Here is a 25756-nt window from a genome sequence, read left to right as displayed (position 1 = left end):
CATGCCCCAGGCGCTCATACCCCGGGCGCTCGGACCCCGGGCCCGTCGGCGGGTCCGGGGGGCGTCGTTCCCCGCGCCGTCCCGCCCAGCGCCGACAGACAGAACCGCCAGACGTTCTCGGCGAGTACGGCGCGATCGGGCTCACCGAGCCCGAGGATCAGCGTGTGGAACGACGTCGTGACCAGCGAGGTGACGATGTGGACGTCCCAGTCCAGGTCGGCGGGGCGCACCAGCCCGGCGGCGGTCGCGTCGACCACCAGTTCCCGGATGAGTGCCTCGTAGGACCGGCTCGTCTCGGCGATGGTCTCCGGGCTGGTGATCGCGATGCGCATGTGCTCGTTGGCGATCACGCGGTGCAGCGCCGCGTTCTCCTCGCGCCACTCCAGCGGCCACGTCACGGCGCGCCACAGACGGAGCAGCGGATCGTCGGAGTACGCGAGGATGCGCTCCCGGATCTCCGGGGTCGCCCCGGCGACGGACTGCGTGAAGACCGTCGCCAGGAACGTCTCCTTGTTGGGGAAGCACGCGTAGAACGTCTTCAGCCCGACGCCGGCCCGGCGGACGAGTTCCCCGATCGTGTACGAGGTGTCTCCGCGTTCGAACAGCAGTTGCTGTCCGGCCGTGACGAGCTTCTTCGTCGGCCCGATGTAGGTGCCTCCGTCGGGCCCCGCTGTGGCATGGCGGGCGATGTGCTCCGCCCATCCCGGCTCAACCGTCACGTGCTCAGATTACCGGCACCAGGCGGGTCGCCGACCCCATCGCCGACCCCGCCGCCGTCCCCACCATCACCCGTGCCGCCGTCCCCGCCGACCTCCCTGACCGGCCGGAAGACGGGCAGGACGACATCCGGGCCGATCTCCTGGAACGCGACCTCCAGCCGCATACCGATCCGCAGCCGGTCGGCGTCGACCACGGTCGTGTGGACCAGCGGGCCTTCGTCCAGCTCCACGAGCGCGACGTTGGCGGGTGGGTCGTCGAACGAGGTGGCGTACCGCTGGTGCACGACGGTCCAGGTGTGAAGGGTGCCCCGACCGCTCGCCTCACACCACTCCATGTCCGCCATGCCGTGCTCGGGGCAGCCACCCGCGGGCCACACCGCCCGGTCGCAGCGCCCGCAGCGGAACAGCAGGTATCGGCCCTCGCGGCACGCGCGCCAGAACTCCTCGTCCACCCGGTCCGGTGCGAGGTCTCCGGGGAACGGGCGCGGCGCACTCACCGCGGCCTGCCGAGGACGAGCGTCACATGGGCCCAGGAACCCTGCACACCACCGTTGCCCCCGCTGCCGCTGACGAGGCACACCTCCGCGTCGGGCACCTGGTGTGTCGGTGCCGTGCCGCGCATCTGGAGGATCCCCTCCGACAGCGGTGTGAACCCAGTGGCGTAGAAGCCCGAGTGCTGCCCGCCGCCGGTGTTGGTCGGCAGCGAGCCGGTGGGTCCGGTATGCCCCGCCCGAACGAAGTCCGGGGCCTCGCCGGGCCCGCAGAACCCGTACTCCTCAAGCTGCATGAGGGTGGCGATGGTGAACGGCGCGTAGAGCTGGGCGACGGAGATGTCGTCCGGTCCGATGCCGGCCTCGCCGAATGCCAGGCGTGCCGCGTCCGGTGCGGCGCCGAACCGTCCGGGCATCGTCCCGTCCCACCAGTTGGCGATGTTGTGCCCGCATCCGGAGCCCAGCACCTCGACCGGGTCACCCGCGCAGTCGGCGGCGCGCTCCGCCGAGGTGAGGACGACGGCGACGCCACCGTCCGTGGGGCGCGAGCAGTCGAGCAGCCGCAGCGGATCGACGATCATCCGTGACGCCTGGTGTTCGGAGACCGTGATGGGCCGGCCGTAGCCGACCGCGCCGGGCCGGACGGCTCCGTAGGCACGTTCGACCACGGCGACGGCGGCGAGGTCCTCCGAGGTGGCTCCGAAGGTGTCGAGGTAGCGCCGTGCGGCCATCGCGTAGACCGCGGCCGGGCCGACCAGCCCGTACAGATACGGGTAGCCGTAGCTGTACCCGCCGATGTCGGACCGGTCGGCGCCGTCGTGGTGGGGTTCCATCCTGGGTGCGTCGCCGGTGAAGGCTTCGCCGTAGACGCTCAGGACGTACTCGGCCCGGCCGGTGGCGATGAGCGCGGCGGCGACCACCACCGACAGGGCAGGCGAGGCACCGCCCGAGTTCAGCGCGAACGACATCCGCGGGGACAGCCCGGCATAGCGCAGGTCCTCGGGTTGTACGCCGAAGCAGATACAGGTGTCGATCTGCGTGCGGCAGAGCCCCGCGTCGAGCAGCGCCGCGTCGATGGCCTGTCGCCGCAACTCCCTTGAGGAGATACCGAGTCGGCGCCCCTGCGGGCTCATCCCGAGCCCGACGACGGTCGCGCCGCTGGTCACGAAAGGCTGCCCGGCACCGGCAGGGTCGTCGTGTCGGCGGCGGTGAACTGGAACAGCCGTTCCGCGTTGCCCCGAAGGATCTTGTAGCGCAGTTCGGGATCCAGTCCGGCCAGGCGGTCGGTGGCGAGTTTGATCGAGTTGGGCCAGGTCGAGTCGGAGTGCGGATAGTCCGTCTCGATCATGACGTTGTCCTCGCCGATGAGGTCGATGTTGCGGATTCCGGCGATGTCGTCGATGAAGCAGCCGTAGATGTGGTCGCGGAAGGACTGCCGGATGTCGAAGTTCAGGTAGTCGATCGTCTGGGTGCCGGCGTCCTTCCTGGCCTGGCGGCTACCCGCGTTGGGGTCGTAGTCGATGCCGCGCTGCACCCAGTAGCGCTGCTTGTCGATCACTTGCTCGGCGCGTTCGAGGAAGTAGGGGATCCAGCCGATGTTGCCCTCCGCGAGGGAGATCTTCAGCTGGGGGAAGCGTTCGAACACGCCGCTGAACAGCCAGTCGAGCATGGTGCCCGAGGTCCGTACCGCGCCCCACGACAGGTTGGCCATGAACGAGGTGTTGGCGTTGATCGCCGGAATCTGTGAGGAGGATCCGACGTGCATGCAGATCACCACGCCGCACTCCTCGGCGGCGCGGAAGAAGGGGTCCCAGTACCGGTCGGGGTCGTTGATCGTCGGCAGGCCCAGCGGCTCGGGGTTCTCGCTGAACGCGACCGCCCGTACGCCGCGTCCGGCCACCCGCCGGACCTCGGTGGCCGCGGCCTCGGGGTCCCACAGCGGTATGAGTGTGAGCGGGATGAAGCGGCCGGGGGCCGTCGCCGACCACTCCTCGATCATCCAGTCGTTGTACGCCACGATGCAGGCGAGCCCGAGTTCCTTGTCCTCGCCCCGGTAGAAGGTCTGCCCGCAGAAGGCGGGGAAGGTGGGGAACGTCATCGAGGCGAGGATTCCGGCCTGGTTCATGTCCTCGACCCGGGCCTTGGCGTCGTAGCAGCCGGGGCGCATCTCCTGGTAGCCCAACGGCTCCGGGCTGAACTCGCTCTTGTCCCGGCCGACGACCGCGGACAATCCGCTGGCCTGGGACTTCATACCAAGGTAGTGCCAGACTCCCATGCCGTCGTCGTCGATGACGAGCTGGGGTCCCCTCTCGCGCAGCCGCTGCGGCAGCCAGGTCTGCCACAGGTGTCCCGGTTCGATGACGTGGTCGTCCACCGAGATCAGCCAGTTCAGGTCAAGGGTGCTTCCCGTCATGGTGGTTCGTCCCTTCCATGGAGGCGGAGGTGCGCGGGGCGGGGCAGGGCGGTACGGGGGTACGCCGGGCTCACACCACCCCTGAGTCCTTGAGTGCCGTGATCGCGTCCCAGTCGTAGCCGAGTTCGAGGAGGACCTGCTCGGAGTGCTCCGCGTGTTCGGGGGCCCGGCGCAGTTCGGGTACGTGCTCGTCGAACTGCACGGGGGCGCTCATCAGCCGTGCTTCGGTTCCGTCGTGGTCGACCGGGACGCTGTATCCGTTGGCGACCACTTGCGGGTCCGTGGCGGTCTCCAGCATCGACCGCAGTGCGGCCCAGGGTCCCGCGAGGTCGGCGAACCGTCGCTCCCACTCGGCCAACGGCCTTGCGGAGAAGACCTGTTCGAGTTCGGCCACGCACTCCGCGTGGTGCGCGGACCGTGTGGCCGCGTCCAGGAATCGCTCGTCCGCGATCAGATCCGCGCGGTCGAGGTGACGGCACAGATCGGCCCACCAACGGTCGGACTCGATCATCATCAGGGCGATCCAGCGACCGTCCGCCGTGCGGTAGCCCCGGGCGAGGGGGTTCGTGGAACGCCCCGTCAGGATGGGGAACTCCCGGCCGAGACCCCAGCTGTAGAGGATCGCGCTGGAGTGCTGCCACAGCGCGGAGCCAAGCAGCGATACGTCCACGGTCGCGCCCTGCCCTGTCCGTTCACGGCGGAACAGGGCGGCGGCGATACCGAAGGCGAGGTTCATCGCGCCGACCTTGTCGCCGAAGGCGGGGGGTTGGTTGAGGGGTCGGTCCGCGTTCTCGGCGGTGAGGGCGGACGCGATGCCGCTCCGTATCCAGAAGGACGTGTAGTCGTACCCGCCTCGGTCGGCGTCCGGGCCGCGCACTCCCTGACCGGTGGCCCGAGCGTAGACGATGCGTGGATTACGGGACCGGACGGTGTCCTCGTCGATGCCCAGCTTGGCCCTGGCGGGGCCCCGGAAGTTCGTCACCAGGACGTCCGCCCGGTCGACAAGTCGCATGAGGATCTCCTGGCCACGGGGTTCGCGGAGGTTCAGTCCGACGCTGCGCTTGCCCCGGTTGGTCTGGGCGGTGACCAGGTTGACCCCGTTCACCGCCGGCACGATGCCCGCCGATGCGAGACCGCGCTGCGGGTCTCCGGTGACCGGGTCCTCGACCTTGATCACGGATGCGCCGAAGTCCGCGAGCACGGCAGCGGCGGCCGGCGCGAACGTCCACTGGGCCACTTCGAGCACTTGGACGCCGTCGAAGACGGGCGTCGGATCAGCCGGTCCTTCGGACACGACAAGGGCCTCCCCTTCTCTCGCACCCAGCACCACGGTAACGATCTTATCGTAACTGGAGAAGCACGTATGTCAACGGGAGAAGCACATATGCTGGAATGCCATGCATGGAAGATCGACAAGGCTTCAGGGACGTCCGAAGTTTTATGGAGAAGCTCATTCTCTTGTTTGCGTGGAGAGTGTGACTTATAAAGAGTCATCGGCCAGTTGGGCCGAACGACACCATCCCCCGGTACCAGAACAACGCTGAGGAGGCGCCGACATCATGGGGCAACTGGACGGCAAGGTCGCGTTCATCACGGGAGCGGGCCGTGGTCAGGGGCGATCGCATGCGGTGGTCCTCGCCGAGCACGGAGCCGATGTGATCGCCGTGGACATCGGCGCCGACATCCCGACCGTTCCCTATCCGATGGCCACGGCGGACGACCTCGCCGAGACCGCGCGCCTGGTCGAGGCGACCGGGCGGCGCTGTGTGACCGCGATGGCCGACGTCCGCGACATCGGCGCGCTCCAGAAGGCGCTGGACCACGGCATCGCCGAACTCGGCGGCGTGGACATCGTCCTGGCGAACGCCGGGGTCCTGCACAGCGGGCCACCGGAGGAGACGCTCGAAGAAGCAGCCGCCAACTGGGCCGACGCGGTGGGCATCATGCTCGGTGGCGTCTTCAACACGCTGAAGGTGGCTCAGCGTCCGCTCATCGATCAGGGGCGCGGCGGCGCGGTGGTGATCACCGGGTCGACGGCCGGTCTGGCGGGAATGACCGACGGCTCCGGCGGCATGTCCGGGTACACCGCCGCGAAGCACGGTGTGGTCGGTCTGGCGCGAGGCTGGGCGAAGCTGCTCGGTCAGCACAACGTGCGGGTGAACGTGGTGCACCCGACGGCCGTGGACACCTTCATGATCAACAATCCGCACTCGCCGATGGCGGACTCCGGTCGGCTCGGTCAGGTCAAACGGGTGTTGCCCGTCGACCGGCTGGAGCCGCGCGACGTCAGCGAGGCGATCCTCTGGCTGGTGTCCGACACGGGTCACGCCGTCACGGGCGTGTCGCTGCCGTTGGACAGCGGAGTGAGCCTGGCGTGATCCGCCGCGGCGAGGTGACGAAAGCAGATGCCATGACCATCAGCGCGACGCCCGCGGACGACCTCGCACAGTCCGCGCCCCCTGCGGACACCCTCGTACGGTCCTACGCGGACGGCGTACACGTCGGTACGGGACGATCCCTCACGGTCACGAATCCGGCGAACCTGGAGACGGTGGCCGAGGTGGCCACGGCGGAGGTCGCCGATTTCGAGCGCGCCGTACGGGCCGCACGACGCGCCTTCGACGGGGAGTGGTCCAGGACGTCCGCCGCCGAGCGGACCGCCATCGTCACACGGTTCCTGACGGCGCTGAAGTCGCGGCAGGAACTCCTGGTGGACACCGTCGTCGCGGAGACCGGGGCGCTCCTGGGCTCGGGTCGGACGCTGCACGTCCGCGGCGCGATCGAGCACGCCCGCAAGGCCGTTGGGATCTACGCGTCACTACCGGCCGAGGAGCACAACCCGGTGCCGCTCGACGACCTCGTCACCGGAGGCCGCGTCGCCTTCAGTGCCCTCAGCTGGGAGCCACTCGGCGTCGTCTGCGCCATCCCCGCCTACAACGTGCCGCTGTTCCTTGCCCTGTGGAAGATCGTCCCGGCCCTCCTGGCCGGCAACACGGTGGTGCTGCGGCCGAGCCCGCTGGCGCCGCTGACGGTACTCGCGGTCGGCAGTGCCGCGCACGAGGCCGGGTTCCCGCCCGGTGTGGTCAACGTGCTGGTGGAGGAAGGGACTTCGGGCGCCGAGTTGATGACGCGCGCGCCTGAGGTCGACGCGGTCTCGTTCACCGGATCCACCGCTGTCGGCGCGGCGATCAGGGCGCAGGCCGCGCCGACGCTCAAGCGGGTGATGCTGGAGCTGGGCGGCAAGTCCGCCGCGATCTATCTGCCCGACGCCGTGGGGCGGGCCCCGGCCGGTATCACCGGTGTCATGCGTGCGATGGCGGGCCAGGGGTGTGTGCTCCAGACCCGGGTGCTCGTACCGGAAGCGCGAAAGCGGGACGTTCTCGACCAGGCCGCGAGCCTTGTCGCCGCCTTGCGGCTTGGCGATCCTCGGGATCCGGCGACGGAGGTGGGTCCGCTGATCAGCGCCGCCCAGGTGCGGCGGTGTGTCGAGCATGTCGCGGTCGCGCGGGAGCACGGCGGCCGGGTGGTGGCCGGCGGCCGGGCCAGGCCCGACCTCGGTGGCCACTTCTTCGAGCCGACGGTCGTGGACCTCGGCGACACGACCAACCCCCTTGCCCAGGAAGAGACGTTCGGGCCGGTCGTCTCGGTGATCGGATACCGCGACCTCGATCACGCCGTGGAGCTGGCGAACGACACCGTGTACGGGCTGTCCGGTGCGGTGTTCGGTGCCCCGGACGAGGCGCTGGGCGTCGCCCGGCGCATCCGGTCGGGCACGGTGCTCGTCAACGGCGGCTACTTCGGCGCGTACGCCTCGTCGGGCGGCTGGCGACACAGCGGCGAGTGGCGGGAGCGCGGACGCGAGGGCATCCGGGCGTACCAGCAGGCGAAGCACATCACGGCAATGAGCCTCTGACCTTACGGAGAACCCATGCTCCACGAGATCGCTCAGCTCGATCCGGACATGATCCGTACCCTCTTCGACACGGGCGGGGACTACCGCCGGGCCATGTCGGGCGGGGACTACCGGGACAACTTCCATACCGACCTCAAGCGGGCACGCGAGACGGGACCCGTCCACGCGGGCAGCGTGGAAGAGGTACTGGGCACACCCGCAACCGCACTCCACCCCACCCCCGCGTACACACGGCCACAGCCGGAACCGGTCTTCTCCGTGTTCGGCTTCGACACCGTCAACACCGTGTTCCGCGACCCCGAGACCTTCACGTCGGACGCGCTCCGGGGCACCTTCGACACCTTCGGCAGGAACATCCTCGGCATGGGCGGGTCCGAGCATGCCCGCTACCGGGCCATCGCCCAGCCGTCGTTCGCCCGCAACATGACGCAGTGGTGGATCGACCGCTGGATCGCCGACATCACCGACACCCTGCTGCACCGGATCGAGGGCCGGGGGCGCGCCGATCTCAACCTGGAGTTCTGCGCCCTGCTCCCGCTGCTCACGATCACCAGCAGCTTCGGCGTGCGCATGGACGAGGCGCTGCGGCTGCGCGTACTGATCGAGCAGATGATCAGCGGCATCGAGCCGCGCGAGGTCAAGCTCGCGGCCTCGGCCGCCGCCGGCGAGATCCTGCTGCCGGTCATCGCCGACCGGCGGGCGAACCCACGGGACGACCTGATCAGCAAGCTGATCCAGCAGACCATCCGCGACGAGGACGGGACGGAGTTCCGACTCACCGACGAGGAGGTACTCGGGTACGCGCGGCTTCTGCTGACGGCGGGTTCGGGTACGACGTGGCGCCAACTCGGCATCACGCTCTGGGCGTTGCTGAACCATCCGGACCAACTCGAAGCGGTACGGCGGGACCGGTCGCTGGTTCGACCGGCCATTGAGGAGTCCCTGCGCTGGGAGGTCACCGACCCGACCTTCTTCCGTACGGCGGCCCGGGACACCAACCTGGGCGGGGTTCACATCCCGGCGGGTTCACGTGTGTCCCTGTGTCTGACGGCGGCGAACCACGACCCGAGCAGATGGACGGAGCCGGAGCGCTTCGACATCTTCCGGCGGGTCCGTCCGCATCTGTCGTTCGCCGGTGGCCCGCATGTGTGCCTCGGCATGCACGTGGCCAGGGCCGAGATGTCCGTCGCGCTCAACGCGATCCTCGACAGGCTGCCGGATCTCCACTGGGACCCCGAGGCGCGCCGGCCGGTCCTGCTGGGACTACACATGCGGGGACCGAACGAACTCCCGGTGATGTTCGGATGACATGGGACGGGCGGCCTCAAATCAGGGTCACACGGGAGACGTGTGCCGGAACCGGGGTGTGCGCGTTCTACGCCTCGCACACCTTTGAGCTGGACGAGACGGGGAAAGTGCGGGTGTTGACGGGCGACGCCGACGCGGCGGACGACATCCGTAACGCGGCAGAAGCCTGCCCCACCCGCTCGATCAGCGTGGGGAACGTGGGCTGAGCCTTACCCCGCCCTCCGCCCCCCGTCCCGTACCCGCCCCCGCCCCCCGCTGTGGGCAGGCGTCCCGCAGGGCGGGACGGGTGGGCACAGCCCCAGGTGCCGGGTGCCCCCCAATGCAAGGCTCACGAAGGATCGGCCGGGTCAAGAACCGTCGCACAGACACCCCCGTCCACCAAAACATCCGTACCGGTGACGAAACTCGCCTCGTCCGACAGCAAGAAGCCCACGACGGCGGCGAGTTCGTCAGGCCGCCCCTCCCTGCCCACCGGCGACCGCCGCACAAGTTCCGCCATCGACGGATGGTTCGCCGCCTCCTGACGCCCCTGCGGCGTGGCGACGATACCGGGCGACACCGAACACACCCGAGCCCCGACCGCCCCCAGCCGCACCGCTTCCCGCTGGACGAACCGCTGCACTCCCCGTTTCGCCCAGGCATAGGCGACCCCCGTGTCCTCCAGCGCGGGCCCGATCGCGTCGTGGAGGCGGTCGAGGAACGCTTCGTGGAGCGGGTCGGCCAGCGCGGCGTCGGCGGCGGGATGGGGCCCGGTGTCCCCGAGCCGCGCCGCCATCGAAGCGAAGCACACCGTCGCGGTGCCCTCGGTGGCCAGCGGGCGAAGCGCCTCGGCCAGCATCGCCGTACCGACGAGGTCGACGGTCAGGATGCGGCGCCAGTCGGCCATGGTCGGGGAGATACCCGCGGCGTGGGAGACGGCCCGAAGTGTTCCCCGTGCGGAGACGCGGTCCGCGAGCCGGGCCAGGCCGTCGCGGTCGGTGATGTCCAGAACGAACGGTTCCACGACCGCGCCGCGTCCCGTCGCCGAGAGATCACGCGCCGCCTCGGTCACGGACGCCTCGTCCCGGTCGACCAGCACCAGTCGGTCCACCATGCCGTTCAGCCGTACCGCGCACGCCAGGCCCATCCCCCGGCCGGCCCCGGTCGCGATGCCCACGGTCGTCATGACGGCTTCCTTCCGTTGGCCCAGTACTGCTCCAGGTTCGGTTGGAGCGCCCGGGTCACCAGCTCGATACGGGGGCCGGATCCGGCGCGGTGGTACGCCCAGTAAGGGGTGCCGTCGGGGCGTCTGCCGATGGCCTCGACGGTGTGGCCGCGCCGGGCGAGTGCGGCAGATTCGGCCGCGACGTCGTCGGACCAGTAGCCGAGGTGGTGAACGCCGGAGCCCGCGGCGGGAGTCCACACGGTCCCGGGGATGCTCTGGATGATCTCCAGCCGGGGTGTGGACATCGAGTACGTGGACCGGAAGTCGAGGACGGTGTCACCGGTGGGCAGGGTCACCGCTGTGGGCCCGCCGATCTCCTCGCACCACGTGTAGCCGAACACCTCGGCGAGTTCGTCCGATGTCGCTTCGAAGTCGTCCACGACGACGCCTACATGGAACTGGTCGGTGGCTTTCACAGGTGCACCGTCTCCTTCATGGTCGGTCAGTCATGGTCGGTGTCCGGGTTCCTCGGGGTGCGCCCCGCCGTGACGGTGCGCAGGCAGAACGCGACGACGTGGTCGACGTGCGCGTCGGTCGGCCGGGCCCGCCGCCAGAGGTGGTCCGTGAGGGTGCCGAAGGTGGCGTGGGCGGCGAGCGAGGCGTCAAGTCCGGGGTCGATACTGCCCAGTTCGGCGAAGGGTTCCCGCAGGAGCGGTGCCAGTGCTCCGCCCGCCGAAGGGGGGCCGGACATGAACCCCTCCCCCACGCTTCCGGCGTTCCAGAGGACGGCGAGGGTCGTCGCGGCGATGTCGTCGTCGGCGGCCTGGGACAGGATGCCCTCGACCCACCGCCGCACCTTGCCCTGCGGTGCGGACTCCTTGCCCATCTGATGGGCGACATAGCCGCGTAGGCGCTCCGTCCCGTCCTCCAGGATCGCGGCGACCAGCGCGTCCTTGGAGGGGAAGTGCCGGTAGAACGTCTCGTTCGACACTCCGGCGGCCGTGACGATGTCGGCGACGCGGGGCCGCGATGCGGTTCCACGGGCGCGCATGACGTCCAGCGCCGCGTCCAGCAGCCCGCGGACCTCGCTCACATAGTGGGCGCCGCGCCGCTCCAACGCTCGCCGTGCGATCCGGTCCGTAACGTCGTTCCGAGGTGAGGGAATTGCGTTCTCCTTCATGAGAAGGTTATTCTGCCACCTGTCGGAAGGAGACACAATGTCGTGGGACTTCGAGACCGAGCCGGAATTCCAAGCACAGCTCGACTGGGCGGACGCGTTCGTACGGGAGGAGGTCGAGCCGCTCGATCTCCTCTGGGACGGCCTCCAGTTCACGCCACCCGACGAGAACCTCCGCCGCGTCCTCGACCCGCTGAAGAAGGAGGTACGGCGGCACGGACTGTGGGCGACGCACCTCGGCCCGGAGCTGGGCGGCGCGGGGCACGGACAGGTCAAGCTCTGCCTGCTCAACGAGATCCTCGGGCGCTCCTCCTGGGCGCCGATCGTCTTCGGCTGCCAGGCACCCGACACGGGCAACGCGGAGATCCTCGCCCACTACGGCACACCGGAGCAGAAGGACCGATTTCTGCGCCCGCTCCTCGACGGGGAGATCTTCTCCTGCTACTCGATGACCGAGCCGCAGGCGGGCGCGGATCCGAAGATGTTCGAGACCCGGGCCGTACGGGACGGCGACGACTGGGTGGTGAACGGCTGGAAGTACTTCTCGTCGAACGCGAAGACGGCGGCCTTCTTCATCGTCATGGCGGTCACGGACCCGGACGCCGACCCGTACAAGGGCATGTCGATGTTCCTGGTGCCCGCGGAGACACCGGGCATCGACATCGTGCGCAATGTCGCTCTCGCCGGTGAGCCGCAGGCCGAGGGCTCGCACGCACTCGTCCACTACGAGGATGTACGGGTCCCGGCGGACGCCGTCCTGGGCGGTGAGGGTCAGGCGTTCGCGATCGCTCAGACCCGGCTCGGCGGCGGACGGATCCACCACGCCATGCGGACGATCGGGCTGGCAGGCAAGGCGTTCGACATGATGTGCGAGCGGGCTCTGAGCCGGGAGACGCAGGGCACGGTCCTCGCCGACAAGCAGTTCGTGCAGGGGTACATAGCCGACTCATACGCGCAGTTGACGCAGTTCCGGCTGGCAGTGCTGCACACGGCGTGGTCGATCGACAAGCACAACGACTACCGCAAGGTCCGCAAGGACATCTCGATGATCAAGACCCAACTCCCCGTCGTGCTGCACGACATCGCCCACCGGGCGATCCAGGTCCATGGGGCGCTCGGCGTCAGCAATGAGATGCCGCTGTTCCGGATGCTTCTGGGAGCCAGTGTCCTCGGTCTGGCCGACGGGCCGACCGAGGTGCACAAGGTCACCGTCGCCCGGCAGGTGCTGCGCGACCACCGCGCGAGCGACGACCTGTGGCCGAGCGGGCACCTCCCGAAGCGGCTCGCCGCGGCGCGCGCCAAGTACGCCGAGTTCCTGCCCGACGAAGGGGCGAGCCGGTGATCGACATCGAGCGGCTGGCCGACTGGCTGGACGAGTCCGGTCTCCCCGGGAAGGGAGAGCCGATCGAGCACCGCCATGTATCGGGTGGCGCCCAGAACGAGATCTACGAGATCCGGCGCGGTGACCTCCATGGCGCCCTGCGGATCCCGCCGCCCACCGCACCGGCCGCGCGGGACCAGGGCATCCTCCGGGAGTGGCGGATCATCGAGGCACTGAACGGGACCGACGTGCCACACACCGAGGCGCTGGCCGTCTGCACCGATCCCGGTGTCCTCGGCCGGACCTTCTATGTGATGGGCTTCGTCGACGGCTGGTCCCCGATGGACCCGGGCGGCTGGCCCGCCCCGTTCGACACGGACCTGTCCGCGCGGGCGGGGCTGGCACTCCGGATGACGGAAGGGATCGCCCTGCTCTCACGGGTGGACTGGCGGGCGAAGGGACTGGGCGACCTCGGTCGTCCCGACGGCTTCCATGAGCGTCAAGTCGACCGCTGGAGCGGCTACTTGGCCCGGGTCAAGAGCCGTGAGCTGCCGGGCTTCGACGTGGCCGCCGAATGGCTGCGCGCACACCGGCCGCTCGACTACGTCCCCGGACTGATGCACGGTGACTACCAGTTCGCCAATGTGATGTTCCGTCATGGAGCACCGGCCCGGCTCGCCGCGATCGTCGACTGGGAGATGGGCACCGTCGGCGACCCCAAGCTCGATCTCGCCTGGATGCTGCGGGGCTGGCCCGAGGACACCAGTGAACCCGAGGCGGCGGACGCCAGTTACGTCGACCTGACCGGCATGCCGTCCCGCGCGGCACTCATCGCGCACTACGCCGAGGTCTCGGGCCGACAGGTGGACGACATGGACTACTACGACGTCCTCGCGCAGTGGAAACTCGCCATCGTGCTCGAACAGGGCTTCCAGCGAGCCGGGGACAACCCGAGGCTACGGGCGTTCGGACCGATGGTGCTCGATCTCATGCGATCGGCCGCCGAGTTGGCCGGGACAACACGGTACGCGGGATGAGCGGCGGCCCGGGTGCCGCTCACGCGCGGCGGCACCCCGTACCCCTTCGGGGAAGGGCGACGACGTGGAGGGTGTGAAGGGCAAGGTCGTCCTGGTCGCCGGCGCGGCCACCGGACTGGGCGCCGCATCGGCACACCGGCTGGCGCGGGCGGGCGCCCGGGTCGTGGTCGGTGACCTGGACCTTCCGGGGGCCGAACGGACGGCCGCGGCCGTCCGGGACACCGGCGGTCAGGCGGTCGCGGCAGAGTTCGACATCTCCGACGACGCGTCCGTGCGGGAGTTGGTCGGGTACGCCGTGCGGACCTACGGAGGTGTGGACGCCGTCCACGTCAACGCCGGTGACATGGGCGCGGTCCGTCACGACACCGACGTGGTCGACATCGATCTCGCGGTGTGGGACCGCACCCTCGCCGTCAATCTGCGCGGCCACATGCTCGTCACCCGCCACACCGTGCCCGAACTCCTGGCGCGCGGCGGCGGAGCGATCGTCTACACCTCCTCCATCGCCTCCTTCACGGGCGAACCCCAACGCCCCGCCTACGCCGCGACCAAGGCGGGCATCAACGCCCTCGCCCGCCATGTCGCCTCGCGCTGGGGCAGGGAGGGCATCCGCGCCAATGCCGTCGCGCCAGGGCTGATCCTGACCCCGGCGATCCAGGAAGGCGCACCGCCCGAGATGCTGCGGAACATGCTCGCGCGCACCCGCAGCCCCCGCCACGGTCAGGAAGGCGACGTCGCCGGCATGGTCGCCTTCCTCCTGTCCGACGAAGGGGCCTGGATCAACGGCCAGGTGATCAACGTCGACGGCGGAACCGTCCTGCGCTGACCCGCTCGGCGCCCCGGCGACGGCGCCGAGCGGACCGCCGACCCTCGGCGCCCTCATCTCGGCTCAGTCGGGGCGCAGGCTCCGCAGGAACAGCCGTACCGCCGTGCGGGTGTGGCGTTCCTGGTCGGCGGCGTCGCGGACGATGCCGTAGGAGGCGAGGCGCGCCGGTGCGCCCGAGACCATGCCGAGGAAGTGCTCGGCGAGCATCTCCGGGTCGTCCGCGACGATCGCCCCCGTGGCCGCGTGCCGGTTCAGCAGGTCGACCAGGAGCTGCCGCCGCGGCCAGAACCCGGCCCCGTACGTGCCCCGGGCGATCTCGGGAAAGCGTGACGCGTGCGCGATCGCGATCCGCCCGAGCTGGACCATCGACGGATGCAGCGCCCGGCGTACGGCAGTGGTCGCAATGGCGGTCAACGCGCCTTCCAGGTCATCGAGATCGGGCGCGGGCGGCTCCGGCACGGGCCAGTCAGGACGCTGTACCGCCCACTCAAGGACCGAGCTGAAGACGGCTTCCTTGCCCCGGAAGCGCGCGTACAGCGATGCCTTGGTGGTGCCCGCCGCCACGGCGATCGCGTCCATCGACGTGCTCTCGTACCCCTGCTCCAGGAAGAGCCGGAGAGCGGCCTCGCGGATGTCCCCGTCGAGTCGCGCGGCCTGCTCCAGGGTGGGCCGGCCGCCCCGCCGGGGCCGGGGGTCGCGCGGAGCCGGGTGCGGTCGAGGGGGTGGCGTCATCTGCGAAAGCCTGCCACACTCCGGAACGCAATAACCATACTCACGAGTCTAGTTATTCGGATTCGAGTATCGCGTTCCCGTTCCCACCTTGACCGGAGGCGAGATGTCGTCCATCACGGATCAGCGGAACACCCTCGCATCACTCGACGCGCGCTTCCAGGAGCGGCGTCGGCAGGTTCCCGTACTCGCCCGGCGCGCCGAGGCGCAGGGCATCACGGCGATCGGGGCGAGCCAGGACATGGTCCCGCTGCTGTTCCCGCACACGACGTACAAGAGCTATCCGGAGTCGCTGGTCGCGAAGGGGCGGTGGTCCCAGCTCAACCGGTGGCTCGACTCGCTGTCGACACATCGCGTGAGCGGTGTCGACGTGTCCGGTGTCGAGGACGTCGACGGCTGGATCGAGCGTCTGGAGGCCGCCGGGCATCTCGTGTCGAGTTCGAGCGGTACGAGCGGCAAGGCGTCCTTCCTCAACAAGTCGCCGTACGACCGCGACGCCTCGACCCGGGACATGCTGCACTGCCTGACCGCGCTGGGCCTGCCGCCCGAGCCGGTGTGGCACGTGCTGCCCATCGGCCCGGACACCGGTGTCCACGCCCACGGTGTCATGCGCGACCTGATCATCGACCACTACGGCCGTCCCGACGCCATCCCGCTGCCGCCCGGCACGGCGACCGGCGGCCACCACGCCTATATGGCGCGCCTCGCGGCCGTACGGCGGGCCATGGCCGACGGGACGGCGCGGCCCGACGAGGTCGCCGCGTTCGAGGCCGAGGCCGCCCGGCGCGGGCAGGAGGTCGAGAAGCGTCTGCGTCACTTCGCGGAGCACATCCTCGAACGCCGCCACGAACGCCTGCTGTTCCACGCGATGTTCCCGCTGCTGTTCCGGCTGTGCGAGATCCTGCGCGAGCTGGGCGCCTCGCCCGGCGACCTCTCGGGCGAGAACGCGCTGAACACCGGAGGCGGCCTCAAGGGCATGGCCCTGCCGCCCGACCACCGGTCGCAGATCTTCACCCTGCTGAACATCACGCCGGACCGGTTCCTGCACTACTACTCGATGCAGGACCTGAATCTGCGCCTCCCGAAGTGCCGCGAAGGCCGCTACCACGTGCCGCCGCAGGTCGTCCTCTTCGTACTCGACAAGGACGGCGAGACGCTCGCGCCGGTCTCGGACGGCCAGGTGGAGGGCCGCGCCGGCTTCTTCGACCTGACCATCGACGGGCGGTGGGGCGGCACGATCTCCGGCGACAGGATCCTCGCCGACCTCGGCACCTGCCCCTGCGGGCGGCCGGGGCCCACCGTCTTCGACGACATCACCCGCTACTCCGATCTGCCGGACGGCGACAAGATCACCTGCGCCGGAACGATCGACGCCTATGTGCGCGGCTTCATCGAGTCATAAGACCGGCCAAGGACATCGCCATGGAAAGAGGAGGAGCGATGAGCCCCGCAACCGCCGCCACTTCGACGGCCACCACGATCCGAGTCCCCCACTTCGTCCGCGGGCGCCTGATCTCGGGCGAGGACACCGCGTACCTCTCCCGCGATTTCGGCGTGCCGTTCGTGACGCCACAGCTCAGGCTCGACGAACTGTTCGCACCCCGTACCGAACCGGGGCCGGCCTTCGACGTCCCGGTCGCCGACATCATCGACTACCTGGTCGAGGCGGGGAGCCGGCTCACGCTCGCGAAGAACCCGTACCTCCAGGAGTCGCTGGAGATGACCCTGCGGGTGAGCGCGCTGCCGCGCCGCATCATCGAGAACACCTACAAGCGGCCAGGGCAGTTTCTGACCCGGGAGGCGCTGGAGTACCGGATCGAGCGGACCTTCGGCGGTGCCGACGTCCTCGACGGGTGGGTCGAACACACCGACCCGGGCGGTCGGCGCAGCCGGGTCCGCGCGTTTCCGCCCCGCCTGGTGCACATGCTGGCGGGGAACTCGCCGAGCGCGGCCATGACGTCGATCGCGGACGCCGCGCTGGTGAAGGCGGTGAACGTCTTCAAGATGCCGTCGGCGGACCCGTTCACGACCGTCGCGGTGCTTCGCACCATGGCCGACGTCGACCCGGACCATCCGGTCCTGCGGTCCATGTCGGCCGTGTACTGGCGTGGCGGTGACGCGACGGTCGAGGGCGTGCTGTACCGCTCCCAGTACTTCGACAAGCTGGTCGCCTGGGGCGGCGGTGACGCCATCGCGAACGCCGCGAAGTACGTCGGGCCCGGTTTCCAGCTGATCGCGTTCGACCCGAAGGTCTCGATGTCGGTCATCGGCAGGGAAGCCTTCGCGTCCGAGCTGAGCCTTGCGGAGGCGGCGGAACTGGCGGCGGCGGACGCGACCGTCTTCAACCAGGACGCCTGTGTCGCGGCCCGCCACATCTGTGTGGAGGGCGGCATCGAGCAGGTCGACCGCTTCTGCGCGCTGCTCTGTGAACGGCTCGGTGTGGACCGGGAGTTCGCCTCCGGGACCGGTCCGAAGCCCCCGGGCGAGATCCGCGAGGCCGTCGACGGTGTGCGCTTCCTCGCGCCGGACTACCGGGTCTGGGGTGCCTACGACGGTCGCGGTCTGGTGGTGCGGTCGCCGGAGCCGGTCGACTTCCACCCGACGCACAAGACGGTCAACGTCGTACCCGTCACCGCGATGACCGACGCCGCCGCGTACGCGACGGTGGCGACCCAGACCGTGGGTGTCTACCCGGCGCACCGCAAGGCCGAGGTACGGGACCGTCTGGCCACCGCCGGCGTGCAGCGCGTGGTGAAGCTCGGCAGCGCCCTCACCGGGAGCATCGGCAACCCGCACGACGCCATGTATCCGCTGCACCGCTTCGTGAACTGGGTGGTGGACGACGATGCGTGACACTACGTCGGGTTTCATCGGGCAACGTATGGATGCGGGGACGGGGTGACGGGATGAGCATGCGGGTGCGGGTACTCGGCCGCTCCGGACTTCGCGTCGGCGAGATGTGCCTCGGCACGATGACGTTCGGCACGGACTGGGGATTCGGCGCGGAGGAGTCGGCCTGCCGGGAGATCTACGGCGCGTTCCGCGAGGCCGGGGGCACCTTTGTCGACACCGCCAACGTCTATACATCGGGTGCGAGCGAGACGATCGTGGGGCGTCTGGTCGCGGCGGAACGCGACGCCGTCGTGCTCGGTACGAAGTACACGCTGCCGTCGGACAAGGACGATCCCAACTCCGGGGGCAGTCACCGCAAGAGCCTGCGCCGCAGCGTCGAGGCGAGTCTGCGCCGCCTCGGCACGGACTACGTGGACGTGCTGTGGGTGCACGCCTGGGACGAGTGCACTCCGGCCGAGGAGACGATGCGGGCCCTGGACGACCTCGTGCGGACCGGCAAGGTGCTCGCCGTGGGTGTCAGCAACACACCCGCGTGGGTCGTCGCACGGTCCCAGGCCATCGCCGAGCTGCGCGGCTGGACCGCCTTCTGCGGCCTCCAGGTCGAGTACTCGCTGGCGGCCCGGTCGGCGGAGCGTGAACTCCTGCCCATGGCACGGGAGTTCGGGCTCGCGGTGACCGCCTGGAGTCCGCTCGCGGCCGGACTGTTGTCCGGGAAGTACGCGGGCGGCGCGGGCACACCGGACACGCGCCGCCGTACGTCCCTCGCTACCGTCTCGCCGCCGGGACAGCGGGCGGCGGCGGTCGCCGCGGACGTGGCGGCCGAACTCGGCACCACGTCCGCGCGGGTGGCCCTCGCCTGGGTCCTGCGCCAGGGAATCGTGCCGGTGCTGGGCGCGCGTACCGTCACGCAGATCCGCGACAACCTCGGCGCCCGGGACGTACGGCTGGACGGCGCACAGCTCGAACGGCTCGACGCCGCCGCACGGGTCAGACCGGGCTACCCGCACGAGTTCCTGAACGAGCGGCGCGCGGCGATCTCGGGAGGCGCCCTGGGCGGGGAACCGCTCGGCTGAGCCGGTCGGCGGGGCCTGCCGTTCACCCCGGCCGCAGGGGGAGCGCGGGAACCCGCGGCGAGGCCGGTCAGCCTCTGAATGTATCGGGAACCAGGGGCCGTTACAGGACCGGCGGGCCCTGCTCGACGCGGCGCAGCACCGGGGTGAGCCGGTCGAGCGCTTGGCCGGTCTGGATCTGTCGCTCGTCCCACCAGGTGGCCCCCGCATCGGCCAACGGGCCGATCAGATCGCGGGTCGCGGCGGCGTCACCGCCCGGAGTGGCACCGCCGAGGACGATCTCGAAGGGTGTGCCGGACCGGTCATCGCGCTGCTCACGGACGTAGGCGACCAGGTCGCGGACCTGATCGACGGGCGGCACATGGCCGTGCCTGGCGTCGGTGAACAACGGGACCGCGCCGTCCCAGCGGGCGGCCCGGCGCATGGGCGGGCGGTGGGGCCAGAAGCCGGCGACCCAGACCGGCGGCCGGGGGCGCTGCGCGGTGGCGGGCAGCAAAGTCACGTCCGACGCCTGGTAGTGCCGCCCGCTGTGGTTCACCGGCTCGCCCGACCAGTAGCGCTCCAACAGGCCCAGGCCCTCGTCCAGCCGCTCGGCCAGGACCTTCGGGTCGGCGGTGTCACCGAAACTCGCGTACTCGTCCTCGACGGGTCCGCCAAGACCCGTGGCGAAGGTGACCCGGCCGCCGCTCACGGCGTCCAACGTGGCTACTTGGCGGGCGAGTTGCTCCGGGCGCCGCCGGGCGACCGGGGTGACCAGCGTGCCCAGCCTGATCCGGGAGGTCGCCAGCGCGGCGGCGGTCAACAGCATCCAGGGATCCCCGAAGGGCCTGCCCGCGTGGGTGCGGTGCAGCACGTGATCCCAGACGAACAGCCCGTCCCACCCTGCCTGTTCCGCCGCCACGGCCACCTTCGCCACGGTCCTGGGGTCGGCGAAGTCACCGAAGTTCGGAATGTTGACCGAGAAGCGCATGCCCGCATGGTGGCGTACGGCACCGGGACCGGCAACCGAAATTGGCGGCCCGCCGATGGGCGCGGCGGCCTGACCTGCGCGGCCCGGCCCCTGGACGGATCAGGAGCGGCCACTCAGTCGGTCCACGATCGGTGCGAAGGCGTCGACCTGTGCCTGCTGGACGCTGACATAGTTCACGCCCAGTGTCTCGCGGCGCTCCTCCAGACGCTCCACGATGCCGTCGACATCGCCCATGAGCACATTCGGGTGGTCGAGGAGACCGTCGGCCGGTACGCGCATCCGCTGGGCGATCCGGGCGACGGCGGCCCGGGGGTCGCCGGTGATCTCCGTGAAGTACGGGGAACTCTCGATGTCGAGGGTGCCGAGGCGGTCGCCCGCCGCTTCCTGGACGTAGCCCAGTCTGCGGCGGGCCTCTTCGCGCGGTGTCAGGCCGTCCGCGTTCACGGGTTGGAACGGCACGTTGGAGATGCTGACGATGTCGGCCTCGCGGGCGGCGAGCGACAGCACCCTTCTGCGTCCGCCACCGATCATGATGGGCGGGTGCGGGCGCTGCGCCGGGAGCGGCAGTCCCGAGTAGCCCGACACCTGGACGAACTCGCCCTTCTCGGCCAGTTCGTGGCCCGCTCCATGGGCCTTCACGAGGGCGACCACCTCGGCGAGTTTGGTGATCCGCTGGGGCGCCGGCGCGAACTCCAGGCCCATCGCCCGGTACTCGGGCGCACTCCAGCCGCCTCCGACGCCGAATTCCAGCCGGCCGTCCGAGAGCAGGTCGAGTGTCGCCGCCTCCTTCGCGAGGACGGCGGGCACGTGGTAGTCGACGCAGAAGACCCGGCAGCCGACGCGGAGCCGCTCGGTGACCGCGGCGGCGGTCGCCATCGCCGCGATCGGCGCGAGGTGCTGCGGGGGCTGGCCCGCCGCACGGCTCGCGGGTCCGGGTCCCAGGTAGTGATCGGCCGTGAACAGGGTGGAGTAGCCCAGGCCCTCCACCCTTCGCGCCAGGTCACGCCATTCGGCGGCCGAGGTCGCCCTGGTCGCCTGCACGGCGAAGCGGAAGGGTCGTACGGTCCTCGTCTGCATCCGATGAAAATAACATGCGCGATAATCGACAACCTAGGTCTTGACTGACGGATATATGGTTCTCCTAATGGAGAGAGGGCATTCTTCTACAAGGACCGGGACAGCGCCGGACACCACAGACCGGACACCGAAGGGACACGAGGGTGGCCAAGAGGACGAGGTTCGCCGAGTACGAGAACCGGTATGCCAACTACCGCTTCGAGCTGAGCGAGGAGGGCATCCTGTTCATGCAGTGCCACACCAACGGCAAGAGCCTGGTGTGGGACTGGCAGGCGCACGACGACATGGCCGACGTCTTCGCCGACATCGCGGGCGACCGTGAGATCAAGGTTCTCATCCACACCGGCACCGGCGAGAACTACAACGCCGACTGGGGCCGGCTGCCGAACGGCGAGCATCCCGAGCGGCCCGAGTACCGGCTGATGAAAGGCGAGCGCGGGCTCCACAAGCTGGACGAGAAGGCGTGGTACTCCCGCAATCTGATCTTCAACGTGCTCGATGTGGACGTCCCGATGATCAGCGCGGTCAACGGCCCGTGCAACATCCACTCCGAGGTCCCGCTGATGGGGGACATCGTCCTCGCGTCCGACGACGCCTGGTTCCAGGATGTGTCGCACTTCCCACGCGGCCAGGTGCCCGGCGACGGCCAGCACGTCATCTGGAACTTCCTCGTCGGCCACAACCGCGGCCGGTATCTGCTGCTGACCGGCAAGAAGCTCAGCGCCCAGGAGGCGTTGGACTGGGGCGCTGTCGCCGAGGTGCTCCCCAAGGAACACCTTCTCGACCGTGCCTGGGAGTTGGCGCGTGAGCTGGCGAAGCGGCCACCGCTCGTACTGCGGTACACCCGCCAACTGTTCACGCAGGACCTCAAGCGGGTCTTCCTGAACGAACTCGGCCACGGCCTCGCCCGCGAGACCTACGCCCAGCGCGCGTTCTTCCCCTTCGGCGGCGAGATGGAGCCCCTGGACCGCCCGTGGGACGACCAGCCCTGGTCGGGCTGAGGCCGGTGCACGCGCTCGAAGGCATCCGCGTGCTGGACCTCGGTACGTTCATCGCCGGGCCGTTCTGCGCCACCGTCCTGGGCGAGTTCGGCGCCGACGTGATCAAGGTCGAGCGGCCGGGGACCGGGGACAGCCTGCGCCGCTTCGGCACCGACACGGAGTGCGGCGACACGCTGGTGTGGCTCAGTGAGAGCCGCAACAAGCGCTCGGTGACACTCGATCTCGGCACCCCCCAGGGCATCGGACTCCTCAAGGAACTCATCGCCGCCGCCGATGTGGTCGTGGAGAACTTCCGCCCCGGTGTGATGGAGCGGTGGGGCCTCGGCTGGACCGCGATCCAGGAGCTGAACCCCCGAGCGGTCCTGCTCCGGGTCTCCGCCTACGGACAGTCCGGCCCGATGCGCGATCTGCCCGGCTTCGCCCGGGTCGCCCACGCCTTCTCCGGTCTCGCCTATCTGGCCGGCGAGCCCGACGGCCCGCCGGTCACCCCGGGCTCCACCGCCCTGGCCGACTACACGACCGGGCTGTACGGGGTCATCGGCGTACTGATGGCCCTGCGCACCCGCGACGCCACCGGCCGGGGCCAGTGCGTGGAGCTGGCCCTGTACGAGACGATGTTCCGCCTCCTGGACGAACTCGCCCCCGCCTACCAGACGTTCGGGTTCGTCCGGGAGCGCATGGGCACCGACACGGTGAACGTGGTCCCGCACAGCCACTACCGGACCGAGGACGGTCACTGGATCGCCATCGCGTGCTCCAGCGACGACATGTTCGCCCGGCTCGCCCGCGCCATGGGCCGCCCGGAACTCGCCGACCAGGAGCGCTTCGGTCCCAAGGGGGCCAGGCTCGCCGCGCGGGACGAGGTGAACGCGCTCGTCGCCGCTTGGGTGGGGTCGCTCTCCCGGCGCGACGTCCTGGACCGGTGCGGGGCGGCCGAGGTCCCGGCGGGACCGCTCAACTCGATCGCCGACATCTTCGATGACCCCCAGTACGCGCACCGCGGGAACATCGCGCTGCACGACTCACGGATCGGCCCGCTGGCCGTACCCGGCGTCCTGCCCTCGCTCTCCGAGACCCCGGGTGAGATCCGCTGGCTCGGACCCGAACTCGGCGCCGACACGGAGGAGGTGCTCAGGGAGGTCCTGGACCGCACCCCCGAGGAGATCGCGGGGCTGCGCGCGGCCGGGATCATCTAGGAAGAGCCGTTCTCCGCATCCCATCACGACGTTGCACCTATGAGAGAAGGGCATGAGTATGCCGGGTATTCAGGAACGGCTGGCCACGGGGAAGGGGAAGTTCACCACCCAGTACCCGTATCTGGGCACGGCCCCCGTGGACTACGAGGACTCGGTCTCCCAGGAGTTCTTCGAGGCCGAGCGGGACGCCGTGTTCCGGCGGTCCTGGCTCAAGGTGGGCCGGATCGAGCAACTGCCCAAGAAGGGCAGCTACTTCACCCGGGAGCTGCCGGGCCTCGGCTCGATCGTCGTGGTGCGCTCCACGGACGACACCGTGAACGCCTTCCACAACGTCTGTGCCCACCGGGGGAACAAACTCGTCTGGCAGGAGCACCCGCAGGAGGAGAGCAAGGGCACCTGCCGGGCCTTCACCTGCAAGTACCACGGCTGGCGCTACGGCCTCGACGGCAAGGTCAGCCATGTCACCAACGAGGACCAGTTCTTCGGCCTGGACAAGGACAGCCTGCGGATGCCGCCCGTCCACTGCGACATGTGGGCCGGATTCATCTTCGTCAACTTCGGCAAGGACGCCGAACCGCTGCGCAGCTTCCTCGGCGAACGCATGCTGGAGCTGGAGAGCTATCCGTTCGACAGGATGACCCAGCGCTTCGGCTACCGGACCCGTATCAAGGGCAACTGGAAGCTGTCGATCGACGCCGTCCTGGAGTGGTACCACCCGCCGTACGTGCACGGGCGGTTCATCGATCCGGACGTGGCCAAGGCGGAGAAGCTGGTACCGCCCGTCGACGCCTACCACTACGACATCTTCGACCCGCACATGCTGACCTCGGTACCGGGTCCGAGCCCGCTGCCGCCCCGCGAACCAGGTCAGCTCGGGCCCGCGCGCCGCGACCAGAAGTGGGTGTACCGGCTCTTCCGCGCCGGCCTGTTCGGACCCGACGACGTGCCCGACCTGGGCCCGCTGCCCGAGGCGCTGAACAAGGGGGACATCCGCTCCTGGGGCAACGACTCGTTCTGGCTGTTCCCCAACTTCTCCGTCCAACTGTGGGCGCGCAACTTCTACATCACCTACCAGTACTGGCCGGAGTCCGTCGACTCGCACAGCTATGAGCTGGACATCTACTTCCCGGAGCCGGCGAACGCCCAGCAGCGCCTCGCGCAGGAACTGGTGGCCGACAGCACCGTCGAGTTCGCGATGCAGGACTCCAACACCGTCGAGGCGACGTACTCCGCGCTGGCCACCCGCGCCAACGAACAGTTCCACCTCTCCGACCAGGAACTGCTCATCCGCAACTTCCACAAGGTCATCCGCGACGCGGTGGCCGCCCACCGGCCGGCCGGCACCGGCGCGGCCCACGCCGACAGCAAGGAGGAGCGGCGATGACGACTTCCGTCGCCCTGCTGCCCGAGCCCTTCCGCGCCCTGGAGCCGTACGTCCGCGACTGGGCGCTGCCCACCCGCCAACAGCGGTACGACATGCGGCTGTCGAAGACCATCGAGGAGCTGATGGAGTTCTACGACACCATCGCCCCGCTGGCCGAGGACGCCATCGCCTACCTCGACCGCCTTGAGCTGAACGACCTGCCCGAGGACGCCACCCGTCTGCTGCACCTCATGTACGCGATGGTCCTGGTGTCGTACCCGGTCAATGTGTTCAAGCAGCCCCGCATCCCCGACTCCGGCGCCGCGTTCTTCGACACCGTCGTCGAACCGGTCGTGTGAGCCGGCGGCGCGCCGCGCTCGTCACGGGCGGCGGATCGGGCATCGGACGGGCCATCGCCCTGCGTCTGGCGGAGGACGGTTTCGCGACCGCCGTCCTCGACCTGGACACGGAGGCGGCCGAGCGGGTGGCCGGGGAGTGCGACGACAAGGGGTACGAGGCGATCGCGGTCGGCGGCGTCGATGTGTCCGACCGCGCACAGGTCGACGCCGCGGTGCGGCGCGTGCGTACGGAGCTGGGCCCCGTGCTTGGGCTCGTGAACAACGCGGGCGTCACCGGGTTCAAGGAGTTCCTGAGGATCACCGACGAGCACTGGGACCGGCAGCTCGCCGTGAATCTCAGCGGCCCGTTCTACTGCTGCCAGGCGGCCGTGCCCGACATGGTCGACGCCGGGTGGGGGCGGATCGTCAACATCTCCTCGTCCAGCACACACTCCGGGCAGCCGTACATGGCGCACTACGTCGCGGCGAAGTCGGGTCTGGTCGGCCTCACCAAGTCCCTCGCGCTCGAACTCGGCCCGCGGGGCATCACGGTGAACACCATCCCGCCCGGCTTCGTGGACACCCCGATGTTGCGCGGCTCGGAGCGGCGCGGACTGCTCGGCGGTTCGGTGGACGAACACGCCCGGCTGTCACCGGTACGGCGCGCGGGACGGCCGGCGGACATCGCGGCGGCCTGCTCGTACCTCATGTCCGAGGAGGCCGGCTATGTCACCGGGCAGGTGATCGGCGTCAACGGCGGACGCAACACCTGACGGAGGCCGTACGAAGGGCCGGGCCCGAGCCGTCGAT

Annotated in this window: 26 protein-coding genes; 15 read left to right on the top strand and 11 right to left on the bottom strand. The window is 69.8% G+C overall.

All coding sequences use genetic code 11. The features are described from left to right. Positions 1–14: 14 nt before the first annotated feature. From ACFVT5_RS08390 to ACFVT5_RS08370, 5 genes are all read right to left on the bottom strand, one after another. Positions 15–719, bottom strand: coding sequence for a TetR/AcrR family transcriptional regulator (locus tag ACFVT5_RS08390; protein WP_389882836.1), 705 nt, complete (start codon positions 717–719; stop codon positions 15–17). Beyond that, the gene (locus tag ACFVT5_RS08385) at positions 716–1216 is read right to left on the bottom strand and encodes a Zn-ribbon domain-containing OB-fold protein (protein ID WP_389882833.1); all 501 of its coding nucleotides are present in this window, start codon (positions 1214–1216) and stop codon (positions 716–718) included. Before ACFVT5_RS08385 ends, ACFVT5_RS08390 begins: the two co-directional genes overlap by 4 nt. Further along, the gene (locus tag ACFVT5_RS08380; RefSeq protein WP_389882830.1) at positions 1213–2376 is read right to left on the bottom strand and encodes a thiolase family protein; all 1164 of its coding nucleotides are present in this window, start codon (positions 2374–2376) and stop codon (positions 1213–1215) included. The genes ACFVT5_RS08385 and ACFVT5_RS08380 overlap by 4 nt, the downstream gene beginning before the upstream one ends. Beyond that, positions 2373–3623, bottom strand: a complete 1251-nt coding sequence (locus ACFVT5_RS08375) for an amidohydrolase family protein (protein WP_389882827.1) — start codon at positions 3621–3623, stop codon at positions 2373–2375. Before ACFVT5_RS08375 ends, ACFVT5_RS08380 begins: the two co-directional genes overlap by 4 nt. A 70-nt stretch (positions 3624–3693) precedes the next feature. Then, positions 3694–4917, bottom strand: a complete 1224-nt coding sequence (locus ACFVT5_RS08370) for a CaiB/BaiF CoA transferase family protein (protein WP_389882824.1) — start codon at positions 4915–4917, stop codon at positions 3694–3696. A gap of 265 nt (positions 4918–5182) precedes the next feature. Here ACFVT5_RS08370 and ACFVT5_RS08365 point away from each other — a divergent pair, with 265 nt between their 5' ends. Genes ACFVT5_RS08365 through ACFVT5_RS08350 form a run of 4 tightly spaced genes read left to right on the top strand, consistent with a single transcriptional unit; the run spans position 5183 to position 9050 of the window. Then, positions 5183–6001 (top strand): mycofactocin-coupled SDR family oxidoreductase, encoded by an 819-nt coding sequence (locus ACFVT5_RS08365; protein WP_389882821.1) that lies wholly within the window; start codon positions 5183–5185, stop codon positions 5999–6001. A 32-nt stretch (positions 6002–6033) separates the two neighbouring features. Continuing rightward, the gene (locus ACFVT5_RS08360; RefSeq protein ID WP_389882818.1) at positions 6034–7536 is read left to right on the top strand and encodes an aldehyde dehydrogenase family protein; all 1503 of its coding nucleotides are present in this window, start codon (positions 6034–6036) and stop codon (positions 7534–7536) included. Positions 7537–7551: 15 nt separating this feature from the next. After that, positions 7552–8844 carry a cytochrome P450 gene (locus tag ACFVT5_RS08355; RefSeq protein WP_389882815.1) on the top strand — a complete coding sequence of 431 codons (1293 nt, stop codon included), beginning with the start codon at positions 7552–7554 and terminating at the stop codon, positions 8842–8844. Further along, on the top strand, positions 8841–9050 hold the full coding sequence (locus tag ACFVT5_RS08350) for a ferredoxin (RefSeq protein ID WP_389882812.1): 210 nt from the start codon (positions 8841–8843) through the stop codon (positions 9048–9050). Before ACFVT5_RS08355 ends, ACFVT5_RS08350 begins: the two co-directional genes overlap by 4 nt. Before the next feature lie 122 nt (positions 9051–9172). On the opposite strand, the gene ACFVT5_RS08345 is transcribed toward ACFVT5_RS08350, so the two are convergent. From ACFVT5_RS08345 to ACFVT5_RS08335, 3 genes are read right to left on the bottom strand one after another with little or no spacing between them, the layout of a single operon-like run. Then, positions 9173–10009 carry an SDR family oxidoreductase gene (locus ACFVT5_RS08345; protein WP_389882809.1) on the bottom strand — a complete coding sequence of 279 codons (837 nt, stop codon included), beginning with the start codon at positions 10007–10009 and terminating at the stop codon, positions 9173–9175. Beyond that, the gene (locus ACFVT5_RS08340; protein WP_389882806.1) at positions 10006–10464 is read right to left on the bottom strand and encodes a VOC family protein; all 459 of its coding nucleotides are present in this window, start codon (positions 10462–10464) and stop codon (positions 10006–10008) included. Before ACFVT5_RS08340 ends, ACFVT5_RS08345 begins: the two co-directional genes overlap by 4 nt. Positions 10465–10490: 26 nt before the next feature. Beyond that, a complete protein-coding gene (locus ACFVT5_RS08335; protein ID WP_389882803.1) occupies positions 10491–11168 on the bottom strand; it encodes a TetR/AcrR family transcriptional regulator in 678 nt (225 codons plus the stop codon). 37 nt (positions 11169–11205) lie between these two features. On the opposite strand from ACFVT5_RS08335, the gene ACFVT5_RS08330 reads away from it, so the two are divergent. The 3 genes from ACFVT5_RS08330 to ACFVT5_RS08320 all read left to right on the top strand — a co-directional run bounded on the left by ACFVT5_RS08330 (position 11206) and on the right by ACFVT5_RS08320 (position 14349). Next, positions 11206–12507 (top strand): acyl-CoA dehydrogenase family protein, encoded by a 1302-nt coding sequence (locus tag ACFVT5_RS08330; RefSeq protein ID WP_389882800.1) that lies wholly within the window; start codon positions 11206–11208, stop codon positions 12505–12507. After that, positions 12504–13523, top strand: a complete 1020-nt coding sequence (locus ACFVT5_RS08325; RefSeq protein ID WP_389882798.1) for a phosphotransferase family protein — start codon at positions 12504–12506, stop codon at positions 13521–13523. Before ACFVT5_RS08330 ends, ACFVT5_RS08325 begins: the two co-directional genes overlap by 4 nt. Positions 13524–13587: 64 nt before the next feature. After that, positions 13588–14349 (top strand): SDR family NAD(P)-dependent oxidoreductase, encoded by a 762-nt coding sequence (locus ACFVT5_RS08320; protein WP_389882795.1) that lies wholly within the window; start codon positions 13588–13590, stop codon positions 14347–14349. A gap of 63 nt (positions 14350–14412) precedes the next feature. Here the strand turns inward: ACFVT5_RS08320 and ACFVT5_RS08315 are convergent, their stop codons facing one another. Next, the gene (locus ACFVT5_RS08315; protein ID WP_389882792.1) at positions 14413–15081 is read right to left on the bottom strand and encodes a TetR/AcrR family transcriptional regulator; all 669 of its coding nucleotides are present in this window, start codon (positions 15079–15081) and stop codon (positions 14413–14415) included. 103 nt (positions 15082–15184) lie between these two features. Here ACFVT5_RS08315 and ACFVT5_RS08310 point away from each other — a divergent pair, with 103 nt between their 5' ends. The 3 genes from ACFVT5_RS08310 to ACFVT5_RS08300 are packed head-to-tail and all read left to right on the top strand — an operon-like array spanning position 15185 to position 19004. Further along, positions 15185–16480, top strand: coding sequence for a hypothetical protein (locus ACFVT5_RS08310; protein WP_389882789.1), 1296 nt, complete (start codon positions 15185–15187; stop codon positions 16478–16480). Positions 16481–16518: 38 nt separating this feature from the next. Beyond that, positions 16519–17931, top strand: a complete 1413-nt coding sequence (locus ACFVT5_RS08305) for an acyl-CoA reductase (protein WP_389882787.1) — start codon at positions 16519–16521, stop codon at positions 17929–17931. 53 nt (positions 17932–17984) lie between these two features. Beyond that, positions 17985–19004, top strand: a complete 1020-nt coding sequence (locus tag ACFVT5_RS08300; protein WP_389882784.1) for an aldo/keto reductase — start codon at positions 17985–17987, stop codon at positions 19002–19004. 100 nt (positions 19005–19104) lie between these two features. Here the strand turns inward: ACFVT5_RS08300 and ACFVT5_RS08295 are convergent, their stop codons facing one another. Further along, a complete protein-coding gene (locus ACFVT5_RS08295; protein ID WP_389882781.1) occupies positions 19105–19971 on the bottom strand; it encodes an LLM class flavin-dependent oxidoreductase in 867 nt (288 codons plus the stop codon). Positions 19972–20070: 99 nt separating this feature from the next. Continuing rightward, on the bottom strand, positions 20071–21048 hold the full coding sequence (locus tag ACFVT5_RS08290; protein ID WP_389882778.1) for a TIGR03621 family F420-dependent LLM class oxidoreductase: 978 nt from the start codon (positions 21046–21048) through the stop codon (positions 20071–20073). A 143-nt stretch (positions 21049–21191) separates the two neighbouring features. Here ACFVT5_RS08290 and ACFVT5_RS08285 point away from each other — a divergent pair, with 143 nt between their 5' ends. The 5 genes from ACFVT5_RS08285 to ACFVT5_RS08265 are packed head-to-tail and all read left to right on the top strand — an operon-like array spanning position 21192 to position 25719. Continuing rightward, complete coding sequence (locus tag ACFVT5_RS08285; RefSeq protein ID WP_389882775.1) at positions 21192–22049, top strand: enoyl-CoA hydratase/isomerase family protein; 858 nt, start codon at positions 21192–21194, stop codon at positions 22047–22049. Continuing rightward, a complete protein-coding gene (locus ACFVT5_RS08280; RefSeq protein WP_389882772.1) occupies positions 22022–23245 on the top strand; it encodes a CaiB/BaiF CoA transferase family protein in 1224 nt (407 codons plus the stop codon). Before ACFVT5_RS08285 ends, ACFVT5_RS08280 begins: the two co-directional genes overlap by 28 nt. A 58-nt stretch (positions 23246–23303) precedes the next feature. Next, positions 23304–24629, top strand: a complete 1326-nt coding sequence (locus ACFVT5_RS08275) for an SRPBCC family protein (RefSeq protein WP_389882769.1) — start codon at positions 23304–23306, stop codon at positions 24627–24629. Continuing rightward, positions 24626–24967 (top strand): hypothetical protein, encoded by a 342-nt coding sequence (locus tag ACFVT5_RS08270; RefSeq protein WP_389882767.1) that lies wholly within the window; start codon positions 24626–24628, stop codon positions 24965–24967. Before ACFVT5_RS08275 ends, ACFVT5_RS08270 begins: the two co-directional genes overlap by 4 nt. Then, positions 24964–25719: an SDR family NAD(P)-dependent oxidoreductase gene (locus ACFVT5_RS08265; RefSeq protein ID WP_389882765.1), complete on the top strand. Its 756-nt coding sequence runs from the start codon at positions 24964–24966 to the stop codon at positions 25717–25719. The genes ACFVT5_RS08270 and ACFVT5_RS08265 overlap by 4 nt, the downstream gene beginning before the upstream one ends. Positions 25720–25756: the final 37 nt, after the last annotated feature.

This window comes from Streptomyces sp. NPDC058001, from assembly GCF_042886315.1.
Lineage (GTDB): Bacteria > Actinomycetota > Actinomycetes > Streptomycetales > Streptomycetaceae > Streptomyces.
Note: the sequence above shows the minus strand (reverse complement) of the source record. Positions and strands in the feature narration are given on the sequence as shown.

Excerpts from the sequence above, each read along its gene's own strand:
- ACFVT5_RS08375 (WP_389882827.1), bottom strand. The coding sequence starts at position 3,623 with ATGACGGGAAGCACCCTTGACCTGAACTGGCTGATCTCGGTGGACGAC.
- ACFVT5_RS08365 (WP_389882821.1), top strand. The coding sequence starts at position 5,183 with ATGGGGCAACTGGACGGCAAGGTCGCGTTCATCACGGGAGCGGGCCGT.
- ACFVT5_RS08360 (WP_389882818.1), top strand. The coding sequence starts at position 6,034 with ATGACCATCAGCGCGACGCCCGCGGACGACCTCGCACAGTCCGCGCCC.
- ACFVT5_RS08355 (WP_389882815.1), top strand. The coding sequence starts at position 7,552 with ATGCTCCACGAGATCGCTCAGCTCGATCCGGACATGATCCGTACCCTC.
- ACFVT5_RS08350 (WP_389882812.1), top strand. The coding sequence starts at position 8,841 with ATGACATGGGACGGGCGGCCTCAAATCAGGGTCACACGGGAGACGTGT.
- ACFVT5_RS08345 (WP_389882809.1), bottom strand. The coding sequence starts at position 10,009 with ATGACGACCGTGGGCATCGCGACCGGGGCCGGCCGGGGGATGGGCCTG.
- ACFVT5_RS08335 (WP_389882803.1), bottom strand. The coding sequence starts at position 11,168 with ATGAAGGAGAACGCAATTCCCTCACCTCGGAACGACGTTACGGACCGG.
- ACFVT5_RS08330 (WP_389882800.1), top strand. The coding sequence starts at position 11,206 with ATGTCGTGGGACTTCGAGACCGAGCCGGAATTCCAAGCACAGCTCGAC.
- ACFVT5_RS08315 (WP_389882792.1), bottom strand. The coding sequence starts at position 15,081 with ATGACGCCACCCCCTCGACCGCACCCGGCTCCGCGCGACCCCCGGCCC.
- ACFVT5_RS08310 (WP_389882789.1), top strand. The coding sequence starts at position 15,185 with ATGTCGTCCATCACGGATCAGCGGAACACCCTCGCATCACTCGACGCG.
- ACFVT5_RS08305 (WP_389882787.1), top strand. The coding sequence starts at position 16,519 with ATGAGCCCCGCAACCGCCGCCACTTCGACGGCCACCACGATCCGAGTC.
- ACFVT5_RS08300 (WP_389882784.1), top strand. The coding sequence starts at position 17,985 with ATGAGCATGCGGGTGCGGGTACTCGGCCGCTCCGGACTTCGCGTCGGC.
- ACFVT5_RS08295 (WP_389882781.1), bottom strand. The coding sequence starts at position 19,971 with ATGCGCTTCTCGGTCAACATTCCGAACTTCGGTGACTTCGCCGACCCC.
- ACFVT5_RS08290 (WP_389882778.1), bottom strand. The coding sequence starts at position 21,048 with ATGCAGACGAGGACCGTACGACCCTTCCGCTTCGCCGTGCAGGCGACC.
- ACFVT5_RS08275 (WP_389882769.1), top strand. The coding sequence starts at position 23,304 with ATGCCGGGTATTCAGGAACGGCTGGCCACGGGGAAGGGGAAGTTCACC.
- ACFVT5_RS08270 (WP_389882767.1), top strand. The coding sequence starts at position 24,626 with ATGACGACTTCCGTCGCCCTGCTGCCCGAGCCCTTCCGCGCCCTGGAG.